Origin of the sequence: Bradyrhizobium sp. 2TAF24, assembly GCF_052115025.1 — a bacterium.
Classification (GTDB): Bacteria; Pseudomonadota; Alphaproteobacteria; order Rhizobiales; family Xanthobacteraceae; genus Bradyrhizobium_A.
The window spans coordinates 170446-196681 of record NZ_JBFRFW010000013.1 but is presented as its reverse complement, the minus strand read 5'-3'; the positions used below and the strand labels follow the sequence as shown (position 1 = coordinate 196681).

The 26236-nt window shown below is 66.4% G+C and carries 28 protein-coding genes; 13 read left to right on the top strand and 15 right to left on the bottom strand.

All coding sequences use genetic code 11. The features are described from left to right. The first annotated feature begins 52 nt into the window (after window positions 1–52). Window positions 53–1177: a branched-chain amino acid ABC transporter substrate-binding protein gene (locus AB4Z37_RS20885; protein WP_441518660.1), complete on the top strand. Its 1125-nt coding sequence runs from the start codon at window positions 53–55 to the stop codon at window positions 1175–1177. A gap of 261 nt (window positions 1178–1438) precedes the next feature. Next, entirely contained in the window at window positions 1439–2524 is a 1086-nt protein-coding gene (locus AB4Z37_RS20880) for a branched-chain amino acid ABC transporter substrate-binding protein (RefSeq protein WP_441518821.1), read from the top strand. Window positions 2525–2635: 111 nt separating this feature from the next. Here AB4Z37_RS20880 and AB4Z37_RS20875 read toward each other — a convergent pair whose 3' ends face one another. Next, on the bottom strand, window positions 2636–2962 hold the full coding sequence (locus AB4Z37_RS20875) for a hypothetical protein (RefSeq protein WP_441518659.1): 327 nt from the start codon (window positions 2960–2962) through the stop codon (window positions 2636–2638). Window positions 2963–3088: 126 nt separating this feature from the next. After that, window positions 3089–3820 (bottom strand): cytochrome c biogenesis CcdA family protein, encoded by a 732-nt coding sequence (locus tag AB4Z37_RS20870; RefSeq protein ID WP_441518658.1) that lies wholly within the window; start codon window positions 3818–3820, stop codon window positions 3089–3091. Window positions 3821–3993: 173 nt separating this feature from the next. Between AB4Z37_RS20870 and AB4Z37_RS20865 the strand changes: the two genes are divergently transcribed. Further along, a complete protein-coding gene (locus AB4Z37_RS20865) occupies window positions 3994–4992 on the top strand; it encodes a P1 family peptidase (protein ID WP_441518657.1) in 999 nt (332 codons plus the stop codon). A 133-nt stretch (window positions 4993–5125) separates the two neighbouring features. Here AB4Z37_RS20865 and AB4Z37_RS20860 read toward each other — a convergent pair whose 3' ends face one another. Both AB4Z37_RS20860 and oxlT read right to left on the bottom strand, forming a co-directional pair. Next, a complete protein-coding gene (locus tag AB4Z37_RS20860) occupies window positions 5126–5935 on the bottom strand; it encodes an EF-hand domain-containing protein (protein ID WP_441518656.1) in 810 nt (269 codons plus the stop codon). A 176-nt stretch (window positions 5936–6111) separates the two neighbouring features. Beyond that, complete coding sequence (gene oxlT / locus AB4Z37_RS20855) at window positions 6112–7368, bottom strand: oxalate/formate MFS antiporter (protein WP_441518655.1); 1257 nt, start codon at window positions 7366–7368, stop codon at window positions 6112–6114. A gap of 276 nt (window positions 7369–7644) precedes the next feature. On the opposite strand from oxlT, the gene rpe reads away from it, so the two are divergent. Together rpe and purB are read left to right on the top strand one after the other, a co-directional pair. Continuing rightward, window positions 7645–8346 (top strand): ribulose-phosphate 3-epimerase, encoded by a 702-nt coding sequence (rpe, locus tag AB4Z37_RS20850; RefSeq protein WP_441518654.1) that lies wholly within the window; start codon window positions 7645–7647, stop codon window positions 8344–8346. A gap of 146 nt (window positions 8347–8492) precedes the next feature. Next, entirely contained in the window at window positions 8493–9800 is a 1308-nt protein-coding gene (purB, locus tag AB4Z37_RS20845; protein WP_441518653.1) for an adenylosuccinate lyase, read from the top strand. 4 nt (window positions 9801–9804) lie between these two features. Here purB and AB4Z37_RS20840 read toward each other — a convergent pair whose 3' ends face one another. The 3 genes from AB4Z37_RS20840 to AB4Z37_RS20830 form a co-directional block, all read right to left on the bottom strand. Next, complete coding sequence (locus AB4Z37_RS20840) at window positions 9805–10635, bottom strand: FTR1 family iron permease (RefSeq protein ID WP_441518652.1); 831 nt, start codon at window positions 10633–10635, stop codon at window positions 9805–9807. Between the two features lie 18 nt (window positions 10636–10653). Then, window positions 10654–11004 (bottom strand): cupredoxin domain-containing protein, encoded by a 351-nt coding sequence (locus AB4Z37_RS20835; RefSeq protein ID WP_441518651.1) that lies wholly within the window; start codon window positions 11002–11004, stop codon window positions 10654–10656. 169 nt (window positions 11005–11173) lie between these two features. Beyond that, window positions 11174–11722 carry a cytochrome b gene (locus AB4Z37_RS20830; RefSeq protein WP_441518650.1) on the bottom strand — a complete coding sequence of 183 codons (549 nt, stop codon included), beginning with the start codon at window positions 11720–11722 and terminating at the stop codon, window positions 11174–11176. Between the two features lie 189 nt (window positions 11723–11911). On the opposite strand from AB4Z37_RS20830, the gene murI reads away from it, so the two are divergent. From murI to AB4Z37_RS20805, 5 genes are all read left to right on the top strand, one after another. After that, window positions 11912–12715 carry a glutamate racemase gene (gene murI, locus AB4Z37_RS20825; protein WP_441518649.1) on the top strand — a complete coding sequence of 268 codons (804 nt, stop codon included), beginning with the start codon at window positions 11912–11914 and terminating at the stop codon, window positions 12713–12715. Between the two features lie 102 nt (window positions 12716–12817). Continuing rightward, window positions 12818–13210 (top strand): cupin domain-containing protein, encoded by a 393-nt coding sequence (locus AB4Z37_RS20820; protein WP_441518648.1) that lies wholly within the window; start codon window positions 12818–12820, stop codon window positions 13208–13210. A 285-nt stretch (window positions 13211–13495) separates the two neighbouring features. Further along, window positions 13496–14113, top strand: coding sequence for a 30S ribosomal protein S4 (gene rpsD, locus AB4Z37_RS20815; protein ID WP_211964183.1), 618 nt, complete (start codon window positions 13496–13498; stop codon window positions 14111–14113). A 67-nt stretch (window positions 14114–14180) separates the two neighbouring features. Continuing rightward, complete coding sequence (locus AB4Z37_RS20810; RefSeq protein WP_441518647.1) at window positions 14181–14756, top strand: hypothetical protein; 576 nt, start codon at window positions 14181–14183, stop codon at window positions 14754–14756. A 140-nt stretch (window positions 14757–14896) separates the two neighbouring features. Further along, the gene (locus AB4Z37_RS20805; protein WP_441518646.1) at window positions 14897–15967 is read left to right on the top strand and encodes a threonine aldolase family protein; all 1071 of its coding nucleotides are present in this window, start codon (window positions 14897–14899) and stop codon (window positions 15965–15967) included. Window positions 15968–16026: 59 nt separating this feature from the next. Here AB4Z37_RS20805 and AB4Z37_RS20800 read toward each other — a convergent pair whose 3' ends face one another. From AB4Z37_RS20800 to grxD, 6 genes are all read right to left on the bottom strand, one after another. Then, window positions 16027–16314, bottom strand: a complete 288-nt coding sequence (locus tag AB4Z37_RS20800) for a hypothetical protein (protein WP_441518645.1) — start codon at window positions 16312–16314, stop codon at window positions 16027–16029. 42 nt (window positions 16315–16356) lie between these two features. After that, window positions 16357–17625, bottom strand: a complete 1269-nt coding sequence (locus AB4Z37_RS20795) for a serine hydrolase domain-containing protein (RefSeq protein WP_441518644.1) — start codon at window positions 17623–17625, stop codon at window positions 16357–16359. Window positions 17626–17754: 129 nt separating this feature from the next. Beyond that, the gene (locus AB4Z37_RS20790; RefSeq protein ID WP_441518643.1) at window positions 17755–18006 is read right to left on the bottom strand and encodes a hypothetical protein; all 252 of its coding nucleotides are present in this window, start codon (window positions 18004–18006) and stop codon (window positions 17755–17757) included. 140 nt (window positions 18007–18146) lie between these two features. Beyond that, window positions 18147–19439 carry a serine hydrolase domain-containing protein gene (locus AB4Z37_RS20785; protein WP_441518642.1) on the bottom strand — a complete coding sequence of 431 codons (1293 nt, stop codon included), beginning with the start codon at window positions 19437–19439 and terminating at the stop codon, window positions 18147–18149. Then, window positions 19420–20688 carry a serine hydrolase domain-containing protein gene (locus tag AB4Z37_RS20780; RefSeq protein WP_441518641.1) on the bottom strand — a complete coding sequence of 423 codons (1269 nt, stop codon included), beginning with the start codon at window positions 20686–20688 and terminating at the stop codon, window positions 19420–19422. The genes AB4Z37_RS20785 and AB4Z37_RS20780 overlap by 20 nt, the downstream gene beginning before the upstream one ends. Window positions 20689–21054: 366 nt before the next feature. Beyond that, the gene (gene grxD, locus AB4Z37_RS20775) at window positions 21055–21390 is read right to left on the bottom strand and encodes a Grx4 family monothiol glutaredoxin (protein ID WP_441518640.1); all 336 of its coding nucleotides are present in this window, start codon (window positions 21388–21390) and stop codon (window positions 21055–21057) included. A gap of 275 nt (window positions 21391–21665) precedes the next feature. On the opposite strand from grxD, the gene egtB reads away from it, so the two are divergent. Next, window positions 21666–22889 carry an ergothioneine biosynthesis protein EgtB gene (gene egtB, locus AB4Z37_RS20770; RefSeq protein ID WP_441518820.1) on the top strand — a complete coding sequence of 408 codons (1224 nt, stop codon included), beginning with the start codon at window positions 21666–21668 and terminating at the stop codon, window positions 22887–22889. 93 nt (window positions 22890–22982) lie between these two features. Then, window positions 22983–23984 (top strand): L-histidine N(alpha)-methyltransferase, encoded by a 1002-nt coding sequence (egtD, locus tag AB4Z37_RS20765; protein ID WP_441518639.1) that lies wholly within the window; start codon window positions 22983–22985, stop codon window positions 23982–23984. Between the two features lie 183 nt (window positions 23985–24167). Here egtD and AB4Z37_RS20760 read toward each other — a convergent pair whose 3' ends face one another. Beyond that, window positions 24168–25358 carry a low temperature requirement protein A gene (locus AB4Z37_RS20760; RefSeq protein ID WP_441518638.1) on the bottom strand — a complete coding sequence of 397 codons (1191 nt, stop codon included), beginning with the start codon at window positions 25356–25358 and terminating at the stop codon, window positions 24168–24170. A gap of 34 nt (window positions 25359–25392) precedes the next feature. Continuing rightward, the gene (locus AB4Z37_RS20755; RefSeq protein ID WP_211964169.1) at window positions 25393–25629 is read right to left on the bottom strand and encodes a BolA family protein; all 237 of its coding nucleotides are present in this window, start codon (window positions 25627–25629) and stop codon (window positions 25393–25395) included. A 243-nt stretch (window positions 25630–25872) separates the two neighbouring features. Between AB4Z37_RS20755 and AB4Z37_RS20750 the strand changes: the two genes are divergently transcribed. Continuing rightward, window positions 25873–26235 (top strand): DUF427 domain-containing protein, encoded by a 363-nt coding sequence (locus tag AB4Z37_RS20750; protein WP_441518637.1) that lies wholly within the window; start codon window positions 25873–25875, stop codon window positions 26233–26235. Window position 26236 lies beyond the last annotated feature (1 nt).

The following is a 26236-nucleotide window of genomic DNA, read 5'->3' as shown; positions in this document are numbered from 1 at the left end:
TGCCGCGCCCTCCGCTCCTCCGGGGCGTCGCATCCATTGCAAGGAACACCCCATGACATCCCTGAAAGTTCTCGGTCTGACGCTGGGTGCAGCGCTGGCACTGACGAGTGCGGCCGTGCCCGCCGCGATGGCGCAGGACATCACCATCGCGGTCGCCTCCTCGATGACCGGCGGTGAGGCCGCCTTCGGCCGCCAGATGCGCAACGGCGCGGAACTCGCCGTCGCCGACCTCAATGCCTCCGGCGGCCTGCTCGGCAAGCAGCTCAAGCTCGAAGTCGGTGACGACGCCTGTGATCCCAAGCAGGCGCGCTCGGTCGCCGAGAAGCTCGCCGGCATGAAGATCCCGTTCGTCGCCGGGCACTACTGCTCGTCGTCGTCGATCCCGGCCTCGGAAGCCTATGCCGAAGGCAACGTGCTGCAGATCACGCCCGGGTCCACCAACCCGCTGTTCACCGAGCGCAAGCTGTGGAACGTGCTGCGCGTGTGCGGCCGCGACGACCAGCAGGGCGCGATCGCTGCCGACTTCCTGGTGAAGAATTACAAGGGCAAGAACATCGCCATCCTGCATGACAAGTCGACCTACGGCAAAGGTCTCGCCGACGAGACCAAGAAGGCGCTGAACAAGGCCGGCGTGCAGGAAAAGATGTTCGAGTCCTACACCAAGGGCGACCGTGACTTCTCCGCCATCGTCTCGCGCCTCAAGCGCGACAACATCGATATCGTCTATGTCGGCGGCTACCATCAGGAGGCAGGGCTGCTGGTGCGGCAGATGCGCGACCAGGGCCTGCAGACCACACTGATGGGCGGCGACGCGCTCAACGACAAGGAGTTCGCCTCCGTCACCGGCGCGGCCGGCGCCGGCACGCTGTTCACCTTCGGCCCCGACCCGCGCAACAAGCCGACCGCCAAGGCGATCGTCGAGAAGTTCAAGGCCAAGGGCATCGATCCGGAGGGCTACACCCTCTACACCTACGCCGCGATCCAGGTGTGGTCGCAGGCGGCCGCCAAGGCCGGCACCACCGATCCCAAGAAGGTCGCCGACACCATCAAGGGCGGCAGCTGGGACACCGTGATCGGCACGCTGTCGTTCGACGTCAAGGGCGACATCAAGGCGATCGACTATGTCGTCTACAAATTCGACGACAAGGGCAACTACGCCGAGCTCAAGGGTTCCTGATCACCCTGTCCGATCGTGCAATGCACAAAGCCCCGGCCGTCATGGCCGGGGCTTTTTGCTGCGACGACTTGCCAGCGCCAGCGGCATCCACGCCCAAAAAATGGCGGTGACTTGAGGGGCAAATCGGACAACAATCGCGCCAAGCTTCCCGCGCCGTGGGGGACGGGCATCTTGAGCGAGGACAAGCATATGGCACACATCACGCAGCTGAAATTCGCGCATCTCAAACGCGCGGCCGCGACGCTCGGTGCGGTCGCGCTGATGGCCGCCGGCACCGTGGTGCCGGCTTCGGCTGAGGACATCACCATCGCGGTCGCCGGCCCGATGACCGGCGCGCAATCGCCGTTCGGACGCCAGATGAAGAACGGCGCAGAACTCGCGGTCGCCGACATCAACGCCGCCGGCGGCGTGCTCGGCAAGCAATTGAAACTCGAGGTCGGCGACGACTCCTGCGATCCCAAGCAGGCGCGCTCGATCGCCGAAAAGTATTCCGGGATGAAGATCCCGTTCGTCGCCGGCCATTTCTGCTCGTCGTCGTCGATCCCGGCGTCGGAAGCCTACGCCGAAGGCAACGTGCTGCAGATCACGCCGGCGTCCACCAACCCGCTGTTCACCGAGCGCAAGCTGTGGAACGTGCTGCGGATGTGCGGCCGGGACGACCAGCAGGGCGTGATCGCCGCCGAGTTCCTGGCGAAGAACTTCAAGGGCAAGACCATCGCCATCCTCAACGACAAGTCGACCTACGGCAAAGGCCTCGCGGACGAGACCAAGAAGGCGCTCAACAAGCTCGGCATCCAGGAGAAGATGTTCGAGTCCTACAACCAGGGCGACAAGGACTTCTCCGCGATCGTCACCCGCCTGAAGCGCGACAATGTCGATCTCGTCTATGTCGGCGGGTACCATCAGGAGAGCGGCCTCCTGGTGCGGCAGATGCGCGACCAGGGCCTGCAGACGACGCTGATGGGCGGCGACGCGCTCAACGACAAGGAGTTCGCCTCCGTCACCGGCCCGGCCGGCGCCGGCACGCTGTTCACCTTCGGCCCCGACCCGCGCGACAAGCCGACCGCCAAGGCGATCGTCGAGAAGTTCAAGGCCAAGGGCATCGATCCGGAGGGCTACACCCTCTACACCTATGCCGCGATCCAGGTCTGGGCGCAGGCGGTGACCAAGGCCGGCACCACCGATCCGAAGAAGATCGCCGAGACCATCAAGGGCGGCGCCTGGGACACCGTGCAGGGCAAGCTGTCGTTCGATATCAAGGGCGACATCAAGGCGATCGACTATGTCGTCTACAAGTTCGACGACAAGGGCAACTACACCCAGATCGCCCCGCCGAAGGGCTCGTAGACATATCGCAACGAACCGAAACGGTTCCGCATGCCAACGAACAAGGCCGGCAGCCACCCGCTGCCGGCCTTGTTCGTGTCAAGGCAGGATGGTTCGCCCGGTGTGCCGGCCTCAATCGCTGATCGGCGTGAACACGGCCCGCAGCAGCAGGCCGGGCAGTTGCAGCGGGTTCCCCTCGAAATCGACGACATCGCCGCTGGCACGGCCGCGCATCACCACGGTGACGCGATCGGTGCCGAGCAGGGCCGGCAACCGCGGATCCTCGGTGTGGCGCACGGTGGACACGCGGGCCACGATCTCGTCACCGTCGATCGAATAGCTGCCGATGAAGGCAAAGCCGGAGTTGCCGCCGCGCAGCTTGCCACCGACCGCATGCATCACGCCGGATCCCCGACCCTCGCTGGTGTGGAACTCGACCTTGTAGAGTCCGTCCTTCATCGCACCCCTCGATCTCGCATCGTCCCGTCAAAGCCTAAGGCCCCGCGGACAGACGAACAATCTCGAAGGCGCTTCATTCCCCGGCATGTTGGCTGGGAAAGACCGCGCTACGGAATTCGTGGCAAATCAGCCGAAATTGGCAAGCCCCGGGAAGGTCTCGAGCAGCCAGATGCTGACATTCGACACCGCGCCGGTGAGAAAGCCGATTCCCGTCAGCACCAGCAGCACCCCCATCACCCGCTCGACCGTCGCCAGATGGCGCTTCATGCGGGCGAAGGCGCTGGAAAACTGCTCCACCGCGAAGGCTGCCAAAAGAAAGGGAATGCCGAGGCCGGCGGAATACACCGCGAGCAGCACGGCGCCCTTGCTCACGGTGGTGGCGGAAGCCGCCACCGACAGGATCGCCGCCAGGATCGGCCCGATGCACGGCGTCCAGCCGAAGGCGAAGGCGAGGCCCATGACATAAGCGCCCCACAGGCCGACGGGCCTGGGGATCGGCAAGCGCCCCTCGCGCATCAGCAGGCCGATCCGCGTCAGCCCGAGAAAGTGCAGGCCCATGACGATGATCACGATACCGGCGACGATCGACAGCTCGGCCGCCCATGACCGCACCACTGCGCCGATCAGGCTGGCGCTGGCGCCGAGCGCCACGAACACCGTGGCGAAGCCCAGCACGAACACAAGCGCCGACAGCATCACCGCGCGCTTGGATGCCTTCACCTCCTCGACCGCGACGTGCTCGATGGTGGCGCCGGTCAGATAGACCAGATAGGGCGGCACCAGCGGCAACACGCAGGGTGACAGAAAGCTGATGAGGCCGGCAACGAAGGCCGCCGGAAAGGTGACGTCGGTGATCATGGCGCTACATGGCCCAGCCGGCCGCTCCGATGCAACCCCTCCACGCCCCTCGCTCCGCCCGTTGTGATCGCCGCGTGATCGCCCCCAGGTGCGATTGACCTCGCGGTGACGATGCGGTCATCTCGGCGCGGCGCGAACAGCGGCGCCGGCGCAGCCGCCCGGGAGACCTTGCCATGAACAACCTCCTCACCGACGTCGCCGGTGTCCGCGTCGGCCATGCCGACGACGCCCGCATCGCCTCCGGCGTCACCGCGGTGCTGTTCGACGCGCCGGCGGTGGCAGCCATGGATGTGCGCGGCGGCGGCCCCGGCACCCGCGAAGGCGCCCTGCTCGACGTCGCCAACACGGTCGAGCGTATCGACGGCCTCGCCCTGTCGGGCGGGTCGGCGTTCGGGCTGGAGGCCGGCGGCGGCGTGCAGGCGTTCCTGGCCGCGCAGGGGCGCGGTTTCCGGGTGCGCGAGGCCACCATTCCGATCGTGCCCGGCGCCATCGTGTTCGACCTGCTCAACGGCGGCGACAAGGCATGGGGGCGCTTCGCGCCTTATCGCGATCTCGGCTTCGCCGCGGCGGAAGCCGCCACCACGCGTTTCGCACTCGGCAGCGTCGGCGCGGGCCTCGGCGCCACCACGGCGACCTTCAAGGGCGGCATCGGCTCGGCCTCGGCCATGACAGAGGGCGGCATCACCGTCGCCGCCCTCGCCATCGTCAATGCCGCAGGCAGCGCCAATGTCGGCGATGGTCCGTGGTTCTGGGCGGCGCCGTTCGAGGTCGGTAGCGAGTTCGGCGGCCGCGGCCTCCCCGACGCCTTCACGCAGGACATGCTGCGCATGCGGCTGAAGGGCGCCCCCGTGGTCACGGCGGTGGAGAACACGACGCTCGCGGTGGTCGTCACCGACGCCGATCTGACCAAGCTGCAGGCCAAGCGTCTCGCCGTCATCGCCCACACCGGATTCGCCCGGGCGATCTATCCGGTTCACGCGCCGCTCGACGGCGACGTGGTGTTCGCCGCGGCGACGGGACAGAAATCCGTCGACCCGCTCCATGGCCTCACCGAGCTCGGCATGGTCGCCGCCAACGTCGTCGCCCGCGCGATCGCACGCGGCGTCTTTGAGGCTGCCGCGCTGCCGTTCGCCGGCCAGCCCCCCGCCTGGCGCGACCGCTTCGGACACTGAAGCCGCGCCACTACGCAGCGATCGGTCCGACGCCATCAACGCGATCGACGTGGCATTGCTGCCAAGCTGCCCAGGCGCAAGCGCGGTTGCTTTTGATGAAGGCAGCGGCTTATGGCAACCGCCGCGCCGCTGCTCAGGCGGTGACCGATACACCCTGTGAGGTGGAGGCCGACAGCGCCTTGGCCTGGCGCTGAATCATCTTCTCGATGAAGTTGTAGGACGAAGCCGCGTTGCTGCTGGCGCTGGCGCCCGCGCCCGCCGCCGTGGTGCTCGAGACCTTCGAGCCGTCGGCATAGGTGATGGTGGTGGTCACCGAGCCATCGCTGTTGGCGGCAACGGTCGTGGTCGCTCCCTTGGACGAGCCGGTCGCGCCCGAACCGTCACTGTCACTGTCGCCCTGCGCGCCGCCTGCGCCCAGCGCCTTACCAGCGCCGTCGGCACCACCCGCGTGGTGATGGCCATGCCCGGCCCCCTTCAGCGCCGCGGCCAGTTCCTTCAGGCTCACCGAGCCGTCGCCATTGGTGTCGAGCTTGGCGAACACGCTGTCCGCCGCCGCCAGGTTGGTGCCGCCGGCGCCGAGCTTGGCCTCGAATTCGGCCTTGCTGATCTGGCCGTCACCGTTGCCGTCAAGCTGCGAGAACAGATCCTTCAGCGCATCCGACGGGCTTTGCGAGGACTGCGATGCATTCGTTCCGCCATTCTGCGCCGCCTGCAGCAGCGCCGCATAAGTATCCGGCGACAGCAGCCCGCCACCCTGGCTCGGGCTGCCGGAGCCCGTGGCTGACGACGAGGCGGATGAGGACGACGAGCCGGATGTACTGGAGAGCGTATCGAACAAATCAGCGGCGGGGGCCGACCCGCCCGCCGCGCTGGACGATCCGGAGCGCTGTAGCGCTGCCAGCAAATTGATGGCGCCCGAGGCGGCACCGATTGCACCCAACATGACTCAACCCCCAACGCAGGCCCCAGGACGGAATTGTCCCTGTACCCGCGTCAGCAAGTCACATGCCGCAAGAGCACCTTTGAAAACACATGCATTTTGCCGCGATCGCGCCGCGCGAGCGCGGCAAATCCTGCCGCCGCGGCAGAACCTGCCGGGCACGGTGAGCCAGGCACCGCTCAGCCGCGCGCCAGATAGCGCCGCCGCATCGGCTTCAGCACGAAGAACGCCAGCAGCGCGGTGATCACGTCCATGGCGATGATCAGCGCGAACACCGGCAGCCAGCTGCCGGTCCCGACATAGATCATCGCCGCCACAGGCCCGCCGAGCACCGAGCCGATGCCCTGCGCCATGTAGAGGAAGCCATAGTTGGTGGTGGCGTGGCGGGTGCCGAAGGTGTCGGTCAGCGTCGAGGGGAACAGCGAGAAGATCTCGCCCCAGCCGAAGAACACGACCCCCGACAGCAGGACGAACAGCGCCGCGTTGTCACGAAACTGCAGCAGCAGGGCGATCGCCGCGGCCTCGAGCAGGAACGCGATCAGCATGGTGGTCTCGCGGCCGATGTGGTCGGACACCCAGCCGAAGAACGGCCGCGTCAGCCCGTTGGTGATGCGGTCGAAGGTCAGCGCGAACGGCAGCGCCGCGAGGCCGAGCACCAGCGTGTCGGCGACGCCGAACGATTTGCTGAAGGCCGCGAACTGCGAGATCACCATCAGCCCGCCGGTCGACATCATGGTCATCATGGCGAACATCAGCCAGAACACCGGCGTCTTCAGCATCGCCAGCGGCGGCACGTCCGGCGCGCCGGCCGCGGCCGCGGGCGCCGCGGTCTCGACCTCGCCGGCGGCGGGCTCGCGCAGGCCGAGCGCCGCCAGCGCCCCGACCGCCCCGAGGATCAGGCCAAAGGTGACGAGCGTCGGCTGGTAGCCGGCGCTCTTGATCATGCCGTCGATCGGAAAGGTGGTGAGGATGGCGCCGAAGCCATAACCGGCGGCGACCACCCCGGTGGCGAGGCCGCGCCGATCCGGGAACCAGCGCACCATCAGGCCGACGATGCCGACATAGACGATGCCGGTGCCGGCCCCGCACAACAGCCCGTAGGTCAGATAAAGGCCCCAGATGCCGTGAATCTGGGCAGAGGCGACCCAGCCGAGGCCACTGAGCAAGCAGCCCGCGGTGATCAGCAGCCGCGCGCCGAACCGCTCCACCAGCCAGCCCTGCAGCGGCGACAGCCAGGTCTGGAGCACGATGAGCAGCGAGAAGGTGACCTGGATCGCTGGCAGATCGGCCCCTGTAGCCCCTTGAAAAGGCTTCACAAACAATGTCCAGACGTATTGCGGGCTGCTGATCGCCATCATCGCGACGAGCCCGAGACCCAGCTGGATCCAGCGGGTTTTCGGCAGGTCGGCGGCTAGCGGCTGGGTGATCACGCTCATGGGAAACCTCTCGGTTGTCGGGGACCTGTCGGGTTCCATCGCAAGCCATGTGCCAGCTGGCATGCGGCATGGCAGGGTGGCGGAATGCCAGACAAAACCCCGCGCGCGGCAATTTCTTCACCCGCCGGCCGGGCCCGCGCGCATTTTTCTGTCCGCAAGGGGAATTTCGGGGCCCTCGTGGCCCTGCGATCTGTGCATGTCCGCCCGGCCGCGTTTGCCCCTGCCCGTTCCGCATGTTAGGCGGTGCCGTACCGCAAAAACCCCGGAAATCCGTCGATGTCGTCCCAGCCTGCGGCCCGCCCGCTGATCATCGCGCCATCCATCCTGGCGTCCGATTTCTCCCGTCTCGGCGAGGAAGTTCGCGCCGTCGACCAGGCCGGCGCCGACTGGATCCACATGGACGTGATGGACGGGCATTTCGTGCCCAACATCTCGTACGGCCCCGACGTCATCAAGGCGATGCGGCCGCACACCAAGAAGATCTTCGACACCCACCTGATGATCGCGCCCTGCGATCCCTATCTCGAGGCCTTCGCCAAGGCCGGCTCCGACCACATCATCGTCCATGTCGAGGCCGGCCCGCACCTGCACCGCTCGCTGCAGGCGATCCGCGCGCTCGGCAAGAAGGCCGGCGTGTCCCTCAACCCGGCGACGCCGGTGTCGAGCATCGAGCATGTCGTCGACATCCTCGATCTCGTGCTGGTGATGTCGGTCAACCCCGGCTTCGGCGGCCAGGCCTTCATTCCCGCGGCGGTCGAGAAGGTGCGCCAGGTGCGCGCGCTGACCGCCGGTCGCCCGATCGACATCGAGGTCGACGGCGGCGTCACGCCGCAGACGGTCGGCGCCATCGCGGCCGCCGGCGCCAACGCCTTCGTCGCAGGCTCCGCCGTGTTCAAGGGCGGCACGGTGGAGGCCTACAAGGCCAACATCGCCGCGATCCGCCATGCCGCCGCCGAGGCGCGCGGCGAGATCGCGTAAGTTGCGTCCCCATGGCGAGGGGCCGGGCGCAAGCCCGCTGTCCACGCCGTGAGACGGAAAGAGGACGCTCTGCAAGGGCCTCATCCTTCGAGACGCGGCCTTGCCGCTCCTCAGGATGAGGATCAGACTACACTCAGGAGTTCACCATGATCCCGCGCTACACCCGCCCCGAAATGGCTTCGATCTGGGAGCCGCAGACCCGCTTCAAGATCTGGTTCGAGATCGAGGCGCACGCCGCCGACGCCATGGCCGAGATCGGCGTGATCCCGAAGGACGCCGCGAAGACGATCTGGGCGAACGCCAGGGACGCGGTGTTCAATGTCGCGCGCATCGACGAGATCGAGCGCGAGACCAAGCATGACGTGATCGCATTCCTCACCCACCTCGCCGAGATCGTCGGCCCCGAGGCGCGCTTCGTGCACCAGGGAATGACGTCGTCGGACGTGCTCGATACCTGCCTCAACGTCCAGCTGGTGCGCGCCGCCGACATCCTGATCGCCGACGTCGACAAAGTGCTGGCCGCGCTCAAGACCCGCGCCTTCGAGCACAAGATGACGCCGACCATCGGCCGCTCGCACGGCATCCATGCCGAGCCGGTGACCTTCGGCCTCAAGCTCGCCTACGCCTATGCCGAGTTCTCGCGCGCCCGCGAGCGCCTCGTCGCCGCCCGCAAGGAAGTCGCGACCTGCGCCATCTCCGGCGCTGTCGGCACCTTCGCGCAGATCGATCCGCGCGTGGAGGAGCATGTCGCCAAAGCCATGGGCCTGTCGCCGGAGCCGGTGTCGACCCAGGTGATCCCGCGCGACCGCCACGCGATGTATTTCGCCGTGCTCGGCGTCGTCGCCTCGTCGGTCGAGCGCCTCGCCACCGAGATCCGCCACCTGCAGCGCACCGAGGTGCTGGAAGCCGAGGAGTTCTTCTCCGAGGGCCAGAAGGGCTCCTCGGCGATGCCGCACAAGCGCAACCCGGTGCTGACCGAAAACCTCACCGGCCTGTCGCGCATGGTGCGCGCCTATGTGACGCCAGCGCTGGAGAACGTCGTGCTGTGGCACGAGCGCGATATCTCGCACTCCTCCGCCGAGCGCATGTTCGGCCCCGACGCCACCGTGACGCTGGACTTCGCGCTCAACCGCCTTGCCGGCGTGATCGAGAAGCTGCTGATCTATCCGCAGAACATGCAGAAGAACCTCGACCGCCTCGGCGGCCTGGTGCATTCGCAGCGCGTGCTGCTGGCACTGACCCAGAAGGGCGCGAGCCGCGAGGAGTCGTACAAGCTGGTGCAGCGCAACGCGATGCCGGTGTGGCGCGGCGAAGGCGACTTCAAGACGCTGCTCAAGGCCGACGCCGACGTGAAGAAGTACCTGACGGACGCCGACATCGACGAGAAGTTCGACCTCGGCTACCATCTCAAGCACGTCGACACCATCTTCAAGCGGGTGTTCGGCGCGGCGTAACGCGTCAGGCCGGCTGCACGGCGCCGCCGCTCGCCGGCCGCGCCAGCGTCTTCATCAGGACAAAGGTCACGAGCAGGATCGCCACGTAGACGACGAGCTGCATGGCGGTCGGCTGGTCGGTGTAGCCGATCAGGGTGTGCATGGCTTTGCCGACGAGGCTCTGGTCGGAGAGCAGCCAGCTCGAATCCCAGACAACGGTATCGAGCGCGGTGAGCCAGTCGGCGCGCGCCAGGAACGCGACCGCCTGGGCCCCCATGCCCGCCGCCAGCAACGCGATGAGCAGCGTGGTGACGCGGAACAGCGGCCGTGCCGGAATCCGCACCAGACCGAAATAGGTCAGCAGGCACACGGCGATCCCGAGGACCAGGCCGAGCACGCCGCCGAGCAGAAGGCTGAGGCCCGAACTGCCGTCGCCCACCACGACGCCATAGAGAAACAGCGCCACCTCGCTGCCTTCACGCAGCACCGCGACGGCAACCACCACGGCGAGCGCCAGCAGCGACTTCGAGCCTTCGGCAACGGCCTGTCCAGTGGCGCGCACCTCGTTCGCGAGCTCGCGGCCATGCTGCGCCATCCAGACATTGTGCCAGGTCAGCATCAGCACGGCGATGCCGAGGATCGCCGCGTTGAACAGCTCCTGGCCCATGCCGGCGAACAATGCCGAGATCGCGCCGGCGAAAGCCGCGACCAGCGCGGCACCCGCCGCCCCTGCCGCCACGCCGCCGATCACCCAGCGGTTGCGATGCGGCACGGTCCGCGTCACCGCAAGGATGATGCCGACGATCAGGCCGGCCTCGAACACCTCACGGAATACGATGATGAGTGCGGCGAGCACGGCGGCGGCTCCGTTGCGTTACTTGACGACCAGCGCGCCGCGGGCGTTCTTCTCGTTGAATTCGTCGAAGAACTCGTAGCGGCCGGCCTTCTGCGGACGCACGTTGATGGTGGCCTCGGCATTTGCCGCGATCACCTTCTCGACCTTGAGCGTCTTGCTCTCGAACTCGATCGCCTTGCCGTCGAGGTTCTTCACCTTGAACACGATCGGGGTGTTGGCCGGCGCGCTGACCTCGTTCGGCTGGAATGCCTTGTCCTTGTGGGTAATCTGGATCTCGACCGCCTGCTGCGCGACGGCGGGCGCTGCGATGAGGCCAGCCGCAACAGTCGCGGCGGCAAGGGTCGACAGAATTCGGTTCGATGACAGCACGATGAGTCCCCCCGTCTGGCGTGACGCCAGCATGATGACGATGTGGCCATCAAGCCGTTAGCAACAGCGCTGCGCAGGCGCAAAGGCCGGGCGTGCAGACTGGAGAGATTCTAAGTCCGCAGCGACCGTCGACGCGACGATTCGGCGCAGCCTCGTCCCCGCGCGCCGGCTAGGTGCCGGAGCGGCCGAGCATTCGCGCCAGCACACGGTCGCGCCGGACGAAATGGTGGTAGAGCGCAGCGAGAATGTGCAGCACGATCAGCGCCAGCAGCGTATAGGCCAGATAGATGTGCCAGTCCTCGAACAGCCCCGCATTGGCGCGGTTCTCCGAGGTGAACTGCGGCACGCGAAACAGGCCGAACCAGTCGGCATAGTCCGGCTTGTGCGCCCCGGAATGGGCCCAGCCCAGCAGGGCGACGAGCATCGTGACGAGATACAGAGCGCCGTGGTTGACCGTTGCCAGCCCGCGCTCCCAGCGCCGCATCTCCTCGGGCAATGCCGGTGGCGGGCTGAGGGCCCGCCAGATCAGGCGGACAGTCGTCAGCAGCAGCACCGCATAGCCGATATCGGCATGGATCGAGCGATGGAAGAACCGGTCCGGTCGCGGCACCATGTGGTTCATCCACCAGCCATAGGCCAGCATGCCGATGATGGCGAAACCGAGAATCCAGTGAAAGGCGCGGGCCACGCTGCCCCAGGTCGCGGTGGAGTTCTTCATCGTCGGATCCGATCGCGGTTGGCGGGTGGGGACGGACGACAAGCCATACCCCGTCGCCGCGGACATTGCACCGGGCAGCGATCGTTCCGGATAAATGGCGGAAACACGGCAATGCGCCGTGCCGGCGGGCAGCCCTGCCCAGGCACAATGACAACTGTCTCGTAACCCGTCTTCGGCTAGGATACCCCGGTGTCCAGTGCTCCCCAGATCCTCGTCTTCGACTCCGGCCTCGGCGGCCTCACCGTCTTCCGGGAGATCGTGAAGGCGCGCCCCGACGCCGCCTACACCTATGTCGCCGACGACGCCTTCTTTCCCTACGGTCACCACAGCGAGGACGAGATCATCGGCCGTGTGGTTCCACTGGTCGGCGAACTGATCGACAGGTACACGCCGGATGTGGTCGTGATTGCCTGCAACACGGCCTCGACCCTGGTGATGCCGCACTTGCGTGCGGCCTACGCGACACCCTTTGTCGGCACGGTGCCGGCGATCAAGCCGGCCTGCGCGGTTTCGAAAAGCCGCCGCGTGTCGGTGCTTGGCACCAAGGGCACGGTCCGCCGGGAGTACACCCAGGGACTGATCCGGGACTTCGCCGGGGATTGCGAGGTCACGCTGGTCGGCGCCGCTCACCTCCCCGCGCTGGCCGAGGCCGTCCTGAACGGCGACATGGTCTCCGACGCGGCCATCGCCTCCGAGGTCGCGCCATGCTTCCGCGACGGGGAGGCCCGCACCGACACCGTGGTGCTGGCCTGCACTCATTTCCCGCTGGTGCTCGACCGGCTGGAGCGGCTGGCGCCATGGCCCGTGGACTGGATCGACCCGGCCCCGGCCATCGCCCGGCGCACCGCGGACCTGCTGGCGCGATCGCTGGGCGCCGCCATGACAGCCACGCCTGCCAGCCCGGCCCGCTTCCAGTTCACCTCCGGCGCGGCGCCCTCGCCGACACTTGCCCGCGCGCTTGGGCCGCTGTTCGCCCAAGACGCCTTTGCCTGAGACGTCTTTGCCTGAGACGTCATCCCCCTGCTGCAGCCTTGCTCCACAGCAAACCGCGCTGCTAGCTTTTCGTTTGCAAGGCAATGGCAGGGAGGCAAATCAATGCAAAAGACAGTCGTGATCGGGCTCGCCGTGGTCGCCGCGCTGGCGATGACGGGATTGGCCGTGGCGCAGCAGGGCGGCATCAAGCGCACGCCGCTGCAGAAGGTCGAATTCCCCGACGGCTACAACACCGTCACCGGAATCGCCGAAATCCAGCCCGGCGGCACCGCCGGCCGGCACACCCACCCCGGTATCGAGACCGGCTATATCCTGGAAGGTGAGGCCGACCTGATCATCGACGGCCAGCCGGACAAGCACCTCAAGGCCGGCGATTCCTACGCCATTCCGGCCGGCGTGGTGCATGACGCCAAGGTTCATGGCGACAAGAGCCTGAAGGTGCTGGGCATCTACGTGGTGGACAAGACCAAGCCACTGGCCACCCCGGCCCCCTGACGGCCGGTTCCGGAGCATCAGCGGGCCATTTTGGCTCCCGAAAGGCCTAAACCCCGCTGATTTCGCTCGATTTTGCCGGGTTCGGGCGGCAGTTTTCATTGACCCTGCCCCCCTTTTCTCCTAAACACCCCCTGCTCGCGGGCCGTTTCGGCCCGCGAAGCGTTTCGCGACCCGTGGTCCGCTTCCAACGCTTTTGGAGGCCGGCCTGTCGGCACAGGGCTTTGGCCCGGTGCACAGGAGGGCGCGATCCTCAAAATCCTTGAACCAACGCATCATGAGGACGCGATGACAAAGCGCAGTGAGTCGAAGTACAAAATCGATCGCCGTATGGGCCAGAACATCTGGGGCCGCCCGAAGAGCCCCGTCAACAAGCGCGAGTACGGCCCCGGCCAGCACGGCCAGCGCCGCAAGGGCAAGCTCTCCGACTTCGGCGTGCAGCTGCGCGCCAAGCAGAAGCTCAAGGGCTACTACGCCAACATTTCCGAGCGCCAGTTCCACGCCATCTACGTCGAAGCGACCCGTCTGAAGGGCGACTCCGGCGAGAACCTGATCGGCCTGCTCGAGCGCCGTCTCGACACCGTGGTGTATCGCTCCAAGTTCGTCTCGACCATGTTCGCCGCCCGCCAGTTCATCAACCACGGCCACATCAAGGTGAACGGCAAGCGCGTCAACATCGCCAGCTACAAGGTCAAGGTCGGCGACGTCATCGAGGTCAAGGACGCTTCCAAGCAGCTCGCCATCGTGCTCGAAGCCAACCAGCTCGCCGAGCGTGACGTGCCGGACTTCATCGACGTCGATCACAACAAGCAGACCGCGACCTTCGCCCGCATCCCCGGCCTCTCGGAAGTGCCGTTCCCGGTGCAGATGGAGCCGCACCTGATCGTCGAATTCTACTCGCGCTGATCCGTTCAGCGCCGTCTCGAACGTGGTCAAAGGCCGCCCCTCCGGGCGGCCTTTTTCATTGCAGACAATGCGGCCGGCCGTCGCGCCGGGCTTCGTCTTCGCACGCCACGAGATTGCAACCGCCCCGCTCATCGCGCCGCAGGAGTTTGCCGACGCGATCGGCGGACGCTACCATGGCACCGATTGGCGAACGCCAGATGCGCTCGCCTCTTGCCGGTCCCGCCCTGTCGCGAGCGAGGCGCTGCACAAGCCCCGCCCCTGTCACCGTCGAGACCGCGCAGTTCGCAGAAACATGCTGCGGCGCTGCCGCCGTTGTCCGACGCGCCGCACGATCGTGATCGCCCGCCCGCACCTCGGCGACCGGACCATGACCGACGGCATCGGAGACCGGCCACGACGTCAGGGACCGCGCGCAACTTCAGTTCTGACCACAAGGGAGCATGCCATGAGAATGATCTTCGTGATCCTCGGCGCATCGGTCCTGCTGCTGGGGAATGCGGTTGCTCAAGCCAGGAGCGGACCGAAGCCATTCTGCACCTATGGCGAGTGCATGCCGCGCTGCCAGAAATCCGGCGGCACCTATTGCAGCGCTTATTGCACCAAGGAAGTCGCCTCGCGGCGCGTGTCCGGCGTGTGCAAATAGCCGTTCGCACCGGCGCTGTTCCGGCACGCAGGGCCGCTTGATCGCCGCAGCGCGTTCGCGCTAAGCATGCTGCATCGACGGGCGTGCTCGCGTCGCGCCCGCCGCAGGCATCGACGCGAGCGAGGCGACCGAGCACGGCCATGGCGTACACGCCCGTTGCGCAGGACCCGCACCTGCCGCCGATCCGCATCAACCTGCTGTCGGACACGCAGACCCGTCCGACACCGGCGATGCGTGACGCAATGGCCCGCGCCGAGGTCGGCGACGAGCAACTCGGCCTCGATCCCACCGTCAACGCGCTGTGCGAACGCGTCGCCGCCCTGCTCGGCAAGGAGGCGGCGGTGTTCATGCCGACCGGCACCATGTGCAATGTCGCGGCGCTGCTCGCCCACGCCCGTCCCGGCGACGAGATCATCGCCCATGAGACCGCGCACATCCTGACCAGCGAGGGCGGCGCCCATGCCGCCTATGGCGGCCTGCAGATCCTGCCGCTGAAAGGCCCGCGCGGCCAGTTCACCACCGCGGCGCTGCAGGCGGCGCTGCGCACGCCGTCGCGTTATGCGCCGCGCCAGCGCGTCGTCAGCGCCGAGCAGACCGCGAACATCGGCGGCGGCACAGTCTGGCCGCATGACCAGCTCGACGCCGTGGCGCGGCTCGCGAAGGCCCAGGGGCTGTCGACCCATCTCGACGGCGCCCGCCTGCTCAACGCCTGCGTCGCCAGCGCGATCGACCCCCATGACATGGCCGCGCACTGGGACACAGCGTGGATCGACTTCACCAAGGGCCTCGGCGCCCCGCTCGGCGCCGCGCTTGCCGGCTCGCGCGACGTCATCGACGAGGTGTGGCGGATCAAGCAGCGGCTCGGCGGTGCGATGCGCCAGGCCGGCATCTGCGCCGCGGCCTGCCTTTATGCGCTCGATCATCATGTCGGCCGCCTCGCCGACGATCATGAACTGGCGCGCCGCCTCGCGACGGGGCTGGCGCAGATCCCCGGCTTTCATGTCCAGGCGCCCGAGACCAACCTCGTGTTCTTCGACAGCACCGCGAGCGGCCTGCCGCCGCAGCAGTTGATCGCCGACCTGCGCCAGCACGGCATCCTGATGGCCCTGCTCGGCGGCCGGATCCGCGCCTGCACCCATCTCGACGTCACCAGAGCGATGGTCGAGGACACGCTCGAGGTGATCCGCACCTTGGTGCGCGAGGAGACCTGATGCTGGTGTCTCTTACGCTTGCCACGGCGCCAAGTCGATCCGGTATCGTGTAAGCGAAATTAGCCAAGCATTATGACGATGAAGACAATAACGCCCACCGCTAAAAACGACAGAAGACTTAGATAAAATTCTTTCTCGAAATACTTTCGATACATTTTCGTCAGCGATGAAAATGAAAATGAAAGGCCGAGCTTGCGTATCAGGCGCTCTTGCATCAAAGAACCAAAAACAAGCAGCGCAAACACGACACCAAACAAAACCACGCCAGCAACACTGTTACGCAGCATCTTGATGACACCTCTCTGCCGATGATGCGCGCCAAATATTCGCGCCACCGTTCCGCTCAACAGCGAGATCCCCTTTAGGCAAACTTACCCGCTCAAGACGCCCTACGGCTCGAGCGCGTCGTAGATCATCCGCTTGAGGTCCTGCTGGATGCGGCCGCGCTGCGATGGCGACTGCACCATGAACAGCACGAACATGTCGTTCTTCGGATCGACGAAGAAATAGGTGCCGCCAGCGCCATCCCACTTGAACTCGCCGATCGAGCCCGGCGGATCATGGTCGCCGCGGTCGATCCGCACGCCGAAGCCGAGCCCGTATGCGAAGCCGTCGCCGGGAAAATAATACGGCCCCTTGCGAACCGGGGACGCCGGCGTGATGTGGTTGGATGTCATGTTCTTGAACATCGCCTCGCTGAGATAGCGATGACCGTCGAGCTCGCCGCCATTGGCAAGCATCTGCACGAAACGCGCATAATCGGTGACAGTCGACACCATCCCGCTGCCGCCCGCCTCCCAGGTGGTCGGCGTGCGGACGTCACGCTCCAGCGCCGCAACGAAGGTCTTGTCGTTCGGCAGCGGCTCGGCGATCCGCGGGAACTTGGCCGGATCAGCTACGTAATAAGCCGTATCCTGCATGCCGAGCGGATCGAGCAGCATCTCCTTCTCGGTCTGGTACAACGACTTGCCGGTGACCACCTCGATGACCCGCCCCATCACGTCCATCGAATGGCCGTAAACCCAGATCGTGCCCGGCTGCACTTCCAACGGCAGTTGCGCGATGCGGTCGGCGAAGGTGGCGTTGGTGAGCTCGGGACGGAACAGGTCGGCCGCGCGGTAGGCCTTGCGCACCAGGTTGTCGCCGTAGAAGCCGTAGGTGATGCCCGACGACTGTCGCAGCAGGTCCAGGATCGTGATCGGTTGGTCGGGCGGGACGAGGTCGAGCTTCGGCGCGCCGTCCGGCCCCTTGACCTCGACCCCGACTTTGACATCCGCAAATGACGGGATGTACTTGGCCAGCGGATCGTCGAGCTTCATCTTGCCCTGATCGATCAGCATCACCGCGGTCACTGCGGTGATCGGCTTCGACATCGAGAAGATGCGGAAGATGGTATCCGGGGTCATCGGCTGCTTGGTGGCGACATCGCGCACACCGAAGCTCTTGAGGTAGACCGGCTTGCCATGGCGCTGGATCAGCACGATGGCGCCGGGAATCTTGCCCAGCCCGATTTCGTGGGCGAAATAGTCGTCGATCTTGGTGAGACCGCCGGCCGAAAATCCGGCAGCCGTGGTGTTCACCGGCGCCTCGGCGCGCACAGGCTGCGCCAGCACCATCACCAGCGCCACCAGAACAAATGAGATCACGCGCCGCCGCATTCGCCGCCGCTCCCTCTGCGTTGCAACCTCCCTGCCCGTGAGGGCTTTCCGCAAAGGATACCGGCGCAGCGGGAGAACGCAAGGATCAAGGCTGGTTCATGCCGCCCGATCGGGCGAACGATGCCCCGATCAGCGAATGCCCAGCAGACGCTGGAACACGGTGCCGCCGAGAAAGCGGGGGAAGACGATGAAGTAGAGCACGACCACCGCGAACAGCACGAAGGCCGGGCCTCCGTTGAGATTGAAGCCGCCCTCGGTCAGCCCGCCGGTGAGATAGCCGATCACATAGCCACCACCGAAGAAGATCAGCAGCAAATCGAGAATGGCGGCGCACACCTTGCGGAATGTCGAAACAGGTTTGGTCGTCGCGGTTTCGGTCATGGCGAAGCCCTCCTTCACGGAACGCGCCACTCGCACGCGCAGCCGCGCGGGGCGCTTCGAATCTGCCTGAAGATAGGAGCAGGTATTCAGCCACCTGTCATCATCCCGTCGGACCGTGACCTCGGGCGTCGCGGCCGGCCTTATCGCTCGAACGCGCCGTAGACGAGATTCTTCAGCGCCGCCTCGATACGGCCGCGCTGGGTCGGTGTCTGCACCATCAGCAGCACCAGCATGTCTTCCTCCCGGTCGAGCCAGAAGTAGGTGCCGGCGGCGCCACCCCAGTCGACCTGCCCGATCGAGCCGGGCCAGGGGCTCACCCCGGCGTCGGTGCGCACGGCAAAGCCGAGGCCAAAGCCAAACCCCGCGCCAGGATAGTAGAACAGCCAGGGCTTGACGCCGGCTGCGGGACCGATGCTGTCGGCCAGCATGAAATCCACGGTGCGCGGGCTGAGATAGCGGCGGCCGTCCAGCGTGCCGCCGTTCAGCAACATCTGGAAAAACCGTGCGAGATCCGCCGTGGTCGACACCATGCCGCTGCCGCCGGATTCCCAGCGCTTGCGGATGCGCGGGTTCTCGTGCACCGGATCGCTCGGCAGCGGCTCCGCGACCTTGTCCTGCTGCTCCGGCCGCGTCACATAGAAGCCCGTACCGGTCATGCCGAGCGGCCCGAACAGGCGCTCCTGCTCGAACTGCCGCAATGTCTGCCCCGACACCACCTCGACCACCCGCGCCAGCACATCGAAGGAATAGCCATAAGCCCAGGTGGTGCCGGGCTGATAGGCGAGCGGCAACCGCGCGATCCGCCGGGCGAGTTCGGCGTTGTCGAAATCGCCGGCGAGGATGTCGGCGCCGATATGGTTCTGCTTGATCAGGCCGAACACGACATAGTCGTAGACGATGCCCGACGAATGCCGCAGCAGGTCCTGGATGGTGATCGGCCGGCGCGCCGGCATGAGGTCGAGCACCGGCTGGCCGTCGGTGCCGACGCGCTCGACCCCAACCTTCATGTCGGCGAATTCGGGAATGTATTTCGACAGCGGGTCGTCGAGGGACAGCCGGCCCTCTTCCACCAGCATCATCGCCGCGACCGCGGTGATCGGCTTCGACATCGAGTAAAGGCGGAAAATGGTATCGCTGGTCATCGGCCGCCCGGTCGCGACATCCCGCACGCCAAAACTCTTTATGTAGGCCGGGCGGCCGTGGCGCTGGATCCGCACGATGGCGCCGGGGATGTTGCCGGCGGCCACCTCGTGGCGAAAGAACGCGGTGATGCGATCGAGCCGCGCCGCCGACAGTTTCAGCTCGCCCGCGACCGCACTGCCGAGAACACCCATGGCCAGCACCGCCGCCGCCATGCCGCGCCAAAGCGCGCCACGTCTCCCGCTCGCCGGCGCGACGCGCCGCGCCGCCGCCTCACTTCTCGAACGCGCCATAGACGATGTTTTTCAGCACCGAGCGCAGGCGATTGCGATGGGTCACGGTCTGCGCCATGAACACCACGACCATGTCCTCCTTTGGATCGATCCAGAAGGTGGTGCCGCCGGCCCCGGACCAGGTCATCTCGCCGACGCTGCCCGGCAAGGGGCTGACGCCGACCTCGGTGCGCACCGCGAAGCCGAGGCCGAAGCCGAAGCCCGCGCCGGGCAGATAGTACGGCCCGGGCACGATCCCGGGACCGAGGTGGTTGGCGCCCATGAAGGCGACCGTCTTCGGGCTGAGATAGCGCTTGCCGTCGAGCGCGCCGCCATTCAGCAGCATGCGCGCGAAGCGGGCATAGTCAGCGATGGTCGACATCATGCCGCCGCCGCCCGACTCCCATTTCTGCGGCAGGCGCGGATCGGTCATGTCCGCGTCGTTGCCGATATGCCGGTCATTGGGAAACGGCTCGGCCACCAGCGCCTGCTTGGCCTTGTCGGTGACGTAGAAGCTCGTGTCCGTCATGCCGAGCGGATCGAGCAGGCGCTCCTTCTCGAACTGGTAGAGCGACTTGCCGGACACCACCTCGATCACCCGTCCCAGGATGTCGGTAGAGTGGCTGTAGTCCCAGGTCGAGCCGGGCTGGTAGGCGAGCGGGAGTTTGACGATTCGCTCGGCGAACTCGGCGTTGTCGAAATCGCCGGCGAACACATGGGCGTCGACATACATCTTCTTGACCGCGCCGACGCCGAAGAAGCCGTAGGTGATGCCCGAGGTGTGGCGCATCAGGTCCTGGATGATGATGGGGCGCAGCGGCGCGACGAGGTCGATCACCGGCTTGCCGTCCTCGCCCTTCTTCTCGACGGCGACTTTCACGTTGGCGAAGGCAGGAATGTACTTCGCCAGCGGCTCGTCGAGCGCGAGCTTGCCCTCCTCCACCAGCATCATCGCCGCCACCGAGGTGATCGGTTTCGACATCGAGTAGATGCGGAAGATGGTGTCCGCCGTCATCGGTGCCCTGGTCGCGGGGTCGCGCTCGCCGACGACATCGAAATAGGCGAGCTTGCCCCTGCGCTCCACCAGCACCACTGCGCCGGGGATCCGCTGCGCGGCGACCTCGGCCTTGAGGAAGGTATCGATCCGCGACAGCCGCTGGCGCGACAGCCCGGCGTCCTCGGGGGCCGTGCGCGGCAGCACCTCCGTGCGCGCCTCGCCGGTCAGCAGAATCAGCGCTGCCGCCAACGGCAGCAGGCTTTTATGCACCATCTTCATGTCGCGGAGCCCCCCGAATCCAGATCTGGCGTCCAGTTTGACCAGAAGTGTATCGAGCGTGGATGACGGCGCAAGCAACGAACCTGTGCGAAGGCCGATCTGCCCCATGCGCCGGCGCTCAGCCGCGATGCAGCATCCACCATCGCCTGGCCTCGCCGCCCGCCGGGCGCAATTTCCGCCAAGAGATCGCATGGCGACCTGTCGGATCGTCGCTTCGACCGACCGCCGTGTCGCGGTCGGGAGCACCGGACGAGAGCGATGCGCCTGGGATCACGACAGAACCATGAAAACGATCGGGCCGCGCTGCGATCGAGGATCGCGGCACGGCCCGGCGGCAATAACGGAACGATGCAGATAGGCTCAGTTCGCCGGCTGGTGCAGCGTCACGCCCTTGTCGGTGAACAGCTGCTGCAGCTCGCCGGCCTGGAACATCTCGCGGACGATGTCGCAGCCGCCGATGAACTCGCCCTTGACGTAGAGCTGGGGAATGGTCGGCCAGTTGGAGAAGGTCTTGATGCCGTTGCGCAGGTCGGCCGATTCGAGCACGTTCAGGCCCTTATAGGCGACGCCGATGTGGTCGAGGATCTGGACCACCTGTCCCGAGAAGCCGCACTGCGGAAACTGCGGCGTGCCCTTCATGAACAGCACCACGTCGTTCGACTTCACTTCGTTTTCGATGAATTGCTCGATGCTCATGATCTCGTCCTTGTGCGCCGGAGCCAACCGGCCAGCCTTCTGACTGATATATGTAGCAAAAACGCCCCCGCCGCCCAAACATTTTCCCGGCCGGAAGCGTCCCGCATGGCTGCCCCTCCCCCAAAAGATCGCGCTGCTGCCCCTTCTTTTACCGGTGGCGCCCCCTATCTACCGGAACACCATGCTTCGGAACCGACCCCGGGCAGCCACGTTCTTCTCCCAGATTGGAGTTCTGCGTGACGAAAGCAGCTACGACCGCCGCCGCCGACCCGAACATGATCTCCAGGCCCCCTGTCCCGGCCTCCCACGGCGGGACCGCCGCCGGGCTGATCGCGGCCTTCCGGACCGTCCGGGACGAGACCGAGCGGCGCGCGGCGCCACTGTCGGCGGAGGATCAGACGGTCCAGTCGATGCCGGACGCCAGCCCCGCCAAATGGCACCGCGCCCACACCACCTGGTTCTTCGAGCAATTCCTGCTCGGCCAGCACTGCAGGGGATATCAGCCGTTTCATCCGGACTACGCCTTCCTGTTCAACTCCTATTACGTCTCCGCCGGCCCGCGCCATGCCCGCAACCAGCGCGGCCTCCTGACGAGGCCCGGCGTCGACGACGTCACCGCCTATCGTCGCCATGTCGACGCGGCCATGATCCGCTTCCTTGAAAGCGCCGATGCGGCGACGCTTGCGAGCGTCGCGCCACTGATGGAGGTCGGCCTCAACCACGAGCAGCAGCACCAGGAGCTGATGCTCACCGACATCCTGCATGTCTTCGCACACAACCCGATCCCGCCCGCCTACCACGCGGGCTGGCGCTTCCCCGCCGCACGGCGCGATGGCACCGCCGAGGTCGCATTGACCGAAGGCATCCACAGCATCGGCCACGCCCCCGACACCTTCCATTTCGACAATGAGCGGCCGGTGCACCGCGCTCTCGTCGGCCCGGTTCACCTCTCGCGCCATCTCGTCACCAACCGCGAGTGGCTCGCCTTCATGGCAGACGGCGGCTACCGCACCCCGACGCTGTGGCTGATGGACGGTTTTGCGACGGTGACCAGCGAGGCATGGGATGCCCCCGGCCACTGGCGCCAGGTGCATGGGACCTGGCACATCATGACCCTCGGCGGCCTGCAGGCGGTCGATCCCGACGCGCCGGTCTGCCATGTCAGCTACTACGAGGCCGATGCGTTCGCGCGCTGGGCCGGCAAGCACCTGCCGACCGAGATGGAATGGGAGGTCGCCGCCCGTGCCGGCCAGCTCGAGGATGCCTTCGGCATCGTCTGGCAGTGGACGCGAAGCGCCTACGCCCCCTATCCGGGCTATCGCGCCATCGAGGGCGCGCTCGGCGAATACAACGGCAAGTTCATGGTGAACCAGCTGGTGCTGCGCGGCTCGTCACTGGCGACACCGCAGGGCCACAGCCGCGTCACCTACCGTAATTTCTTCTACCCGCACCACCGGTGGCAGTTCACAGGGCTGCGCCTCGCCGATTACCGCAATTGAGGGAGACGACAGCGCCGCGGTGGTGATGCCCCGGCGCCGTTGCGCATTGACGACATGACAACGGCGCGCTGGCGCCATGTGGGAGAGATTCCAATGAGCATGCACTCCGCCGCCATGGCCGCCGCGTGTCCGCTCGACGCCAACGATACCATCGCCGATCGCGCCTTCGCCGGCGACGTTCTCGCCGGATTGTCCGAGCCGCAACAGAAGATGCTGTCGCCAAAATACTTCTACGACGCCGCGGGCTCGGCGCTGTTTGAGCAGATCACCGTGCTGCCGGAATACTATCCGACCCGCACCGAGCTCGGCATCCTCAAGGCGCGCGGCAAGGACATCACCGCCATCATTCCCGATGGCGCAGCGCTCATCGAGTTCGGCGCCGGCGCGACCACCAAGGTGCGCCTGCTGCTGGAGCGCGGCCGGCTCGGCCGCCGCCTCGGCGCCTATGTGCCCGTGGACATCTCCGGCGAATTCCTCAACGGCCAGGCGCGCGACCTCAAGCGCGACTATCCGACGCTCGACATCCGGCCCGTCGTCGCCGACTTCACCACCCCCTTCGCACTGCCGGCCGAGGTCGCGGCGATGCCGAAGGTCGGCTTCTTCCCGGGATCGACGCTCGGCAATTTCGAGCCGCACGAGGCCGGCGCCTTCCTGCGCAGCGCGCGAACGCTGCTCGGCGCCGGCGCGCTCCTGATCATCGGCATTGACCTCGAGAAGGACGAGCAACTGCTGCAGGCGGCCTACAACGATGCGGCCGGCGTCACCGCGCGCTTCAACCTCAACCTTTTGGTGCGCATCAACCGCGAGCTCGGCGGCAATTTCGACCTGTCCGGCTTCGCCCATCGCGCGGTCTACAACCGCGAGCGTCACCGCATCGAGATGCATCTCATCAGCCGCAAGGCGCAGACCGTGCGCCTGCTCGGCCACAGCGTCGCGTTCCGCAGCGGCGAGACCATCCATACCGAGAACAGCTACAAATACAGCATCGGTCGCTTCAGCGCGCTGGCGTGCGACGCCGGCTGGAGCACGCTGCAGACCTGGACCGATCCGGAGGCGATGTTCTCGGTGCATGCGCTGCGGGCGGAGGCGGGCTGATCGCACGACAGCATGCGATGTTTTTCTCCGTCATGCCTAGGCTTGTCCCGGGCATCCACGACTTAAGGCACCTCAGTAAGAAAGACGTGGATGGCCGGGACATGCCCGGCCATGACGAGTTCAACAGCAATTGCCGCGTTTCATGGCTGCTTTCGATTCAGCCTCTCAGGGGAAATTCCGCCCTCAGGTGCCCCCGCCCGGCGCGGCGCTCGATCCCAGCGAGATCGCCTCCCACGCCGCCACCACCACCAGCACGACGGTCGTCAGCACCGACAACACCAGCGGCGACATCAGTTCACCGGTCGCGGCCAGCGCCAGCAGCGCGGCGATGCCGACGACATGCGACGGCTGCCAGTGGCCGCGGATCGTGCGCTTGAACAGGATGGTGCCGATCAGGAACAACAGTGGTCCGCCGACGACGCTGAGAATGGTCTTGAGGTCGGTATGGCCGTTCGGATGGGCCAGCACCAGTTCGTCGGCGACCGCCGACATGATGATGCCCGCCACCATCGGCATGTGGAAATAGGTGTAGGCGAGCCGCGCGATGCGCCCGGGGTCGTCGGCGCTGGAGATACGCTCCGCCCCCGCCTCCGCGCCCTTGTGGAAATAGATCCACCACATCGCGATGCTGCCGACGAACGAGGCGACGAAGGCGGCGATGGTCGGGCCAGACCAGGGGAGATCGGCGAAGGTCGCCCCGGTGACCACGACGGATTCACCGAGCGCGATCAAAATGAAGGCCGACGAGCGCTCGGCCATATGGCCGCCCTCGACATTCCAGTCGTCGATGGTCGAGGCGCCAAGCCCGGGGGTGCGGAAGCGCGTCACCGGGCCCATGTACTCGATGAAGACCGCAAGAGCCCACAGGCCGAGCCGCGTCTGCGGGTCGGCAAGGCCGCCCGCGATCCACAGCACGCCGCTGACCGACAGCCACGCCAGGATGCGGATGAAATTGCGCCGCATGCCCTGTTCGGAGGCCGGCAGCAGCCACAGCGTCACCGCCGAGCGGCCGACCTGCATGGCGGCAAAGGCGACGCCGAACGCCAGTCCCCGCGCGTCAAACGCCGCCGGCAGCGACGTCGACAGCACGAGGCCGCCGAGCATCAGCAGAAACAGCAGGATGCGCACGGGCGTGCGGTCCGGGTCGAGCCAGTTGGTGACCCAGGACGTGAAAATCCACACCCACCACACCGCCAGGAACAGCACGGTGACCCGCGCGCCGCCGAGCAGCGAGAAATCCTTCAGCAGGGCATGGGAGATCTGGGTGACCGCGAACACGAACACCAGGTCGAAGAACAGCTCAACCGCGGTGACGCGGCTGTGCTGGTGCGCCTCGCGCACCCGCAGCACCGAGCGGCGTCCACCCTCGTTCATGCCGTGCGGCAGCCTGCGGCCACTCCGCGCAAGCTCACGCCTCCGGCGTCCCGGTCTGCAGCGCCAGGGCATGCAGCACGCCGCCCATCTGGCCCTTCAGCGACTGGTAGACGATCTGGTGCTGCTGCACCCGCGACTTGCCACGAAACGATTCGGAGATGACGGTCGCGGCATAGTGATCACCGTCCCCCGCAAGGTCACGGATGGTGACCTCAGCGTCGGGAATGGCCGCCTTGATCATGGCCTCGATATCCCGCGCATCCATAGGCATTTCTAAGTACTCCAGCGATCGCCCTGCGGCCCCGTGCCGCTGCGATCCCAGCAAATTTAACGCGATCGGCGGGCCCCGTCACGTCTTCCGGACCCCCTCAGGGGTACTATATCCACGGTCTGCGTGGTCGCACCCCGTCCCCGCCCGGGGTCGGGACAGCCGCGCCCGGCTTCCAGGATCGACCTCCCCCTCGAACCGCTCCAGAACCGCTCAAAAAAAACTTACCAGGACAGGCCTTCCCTCATGAAAGTTCCCGGCCCCGACCACCCCATCACGATCGCGTCAAACCCCAACCATATCCGGGTCTCCGTCGGCGAAACGGTGGTCGCCGAGACCGGCCGTTCGCTCACCCTGAAAGAGGCGAGCTATCCGGCCGTCGAGTACCTGCCACGCGAGGCTGCCAACATGGCGCTGCTGACGCGCACCAACCACACCACGCACTGCCCCTATAAGGGCGATGCGAGCTATTACAGCATCACCGTGGACGGCAAGACACTGGAGAATGCGATCTGGACCTACGAGCAGCCCTATGATGCGGTTCGTGCCATCGCCGGACATCTCGCCTTCTATCCCCACAAGGTGACGATCCAGCAGTTGACCAACTGAT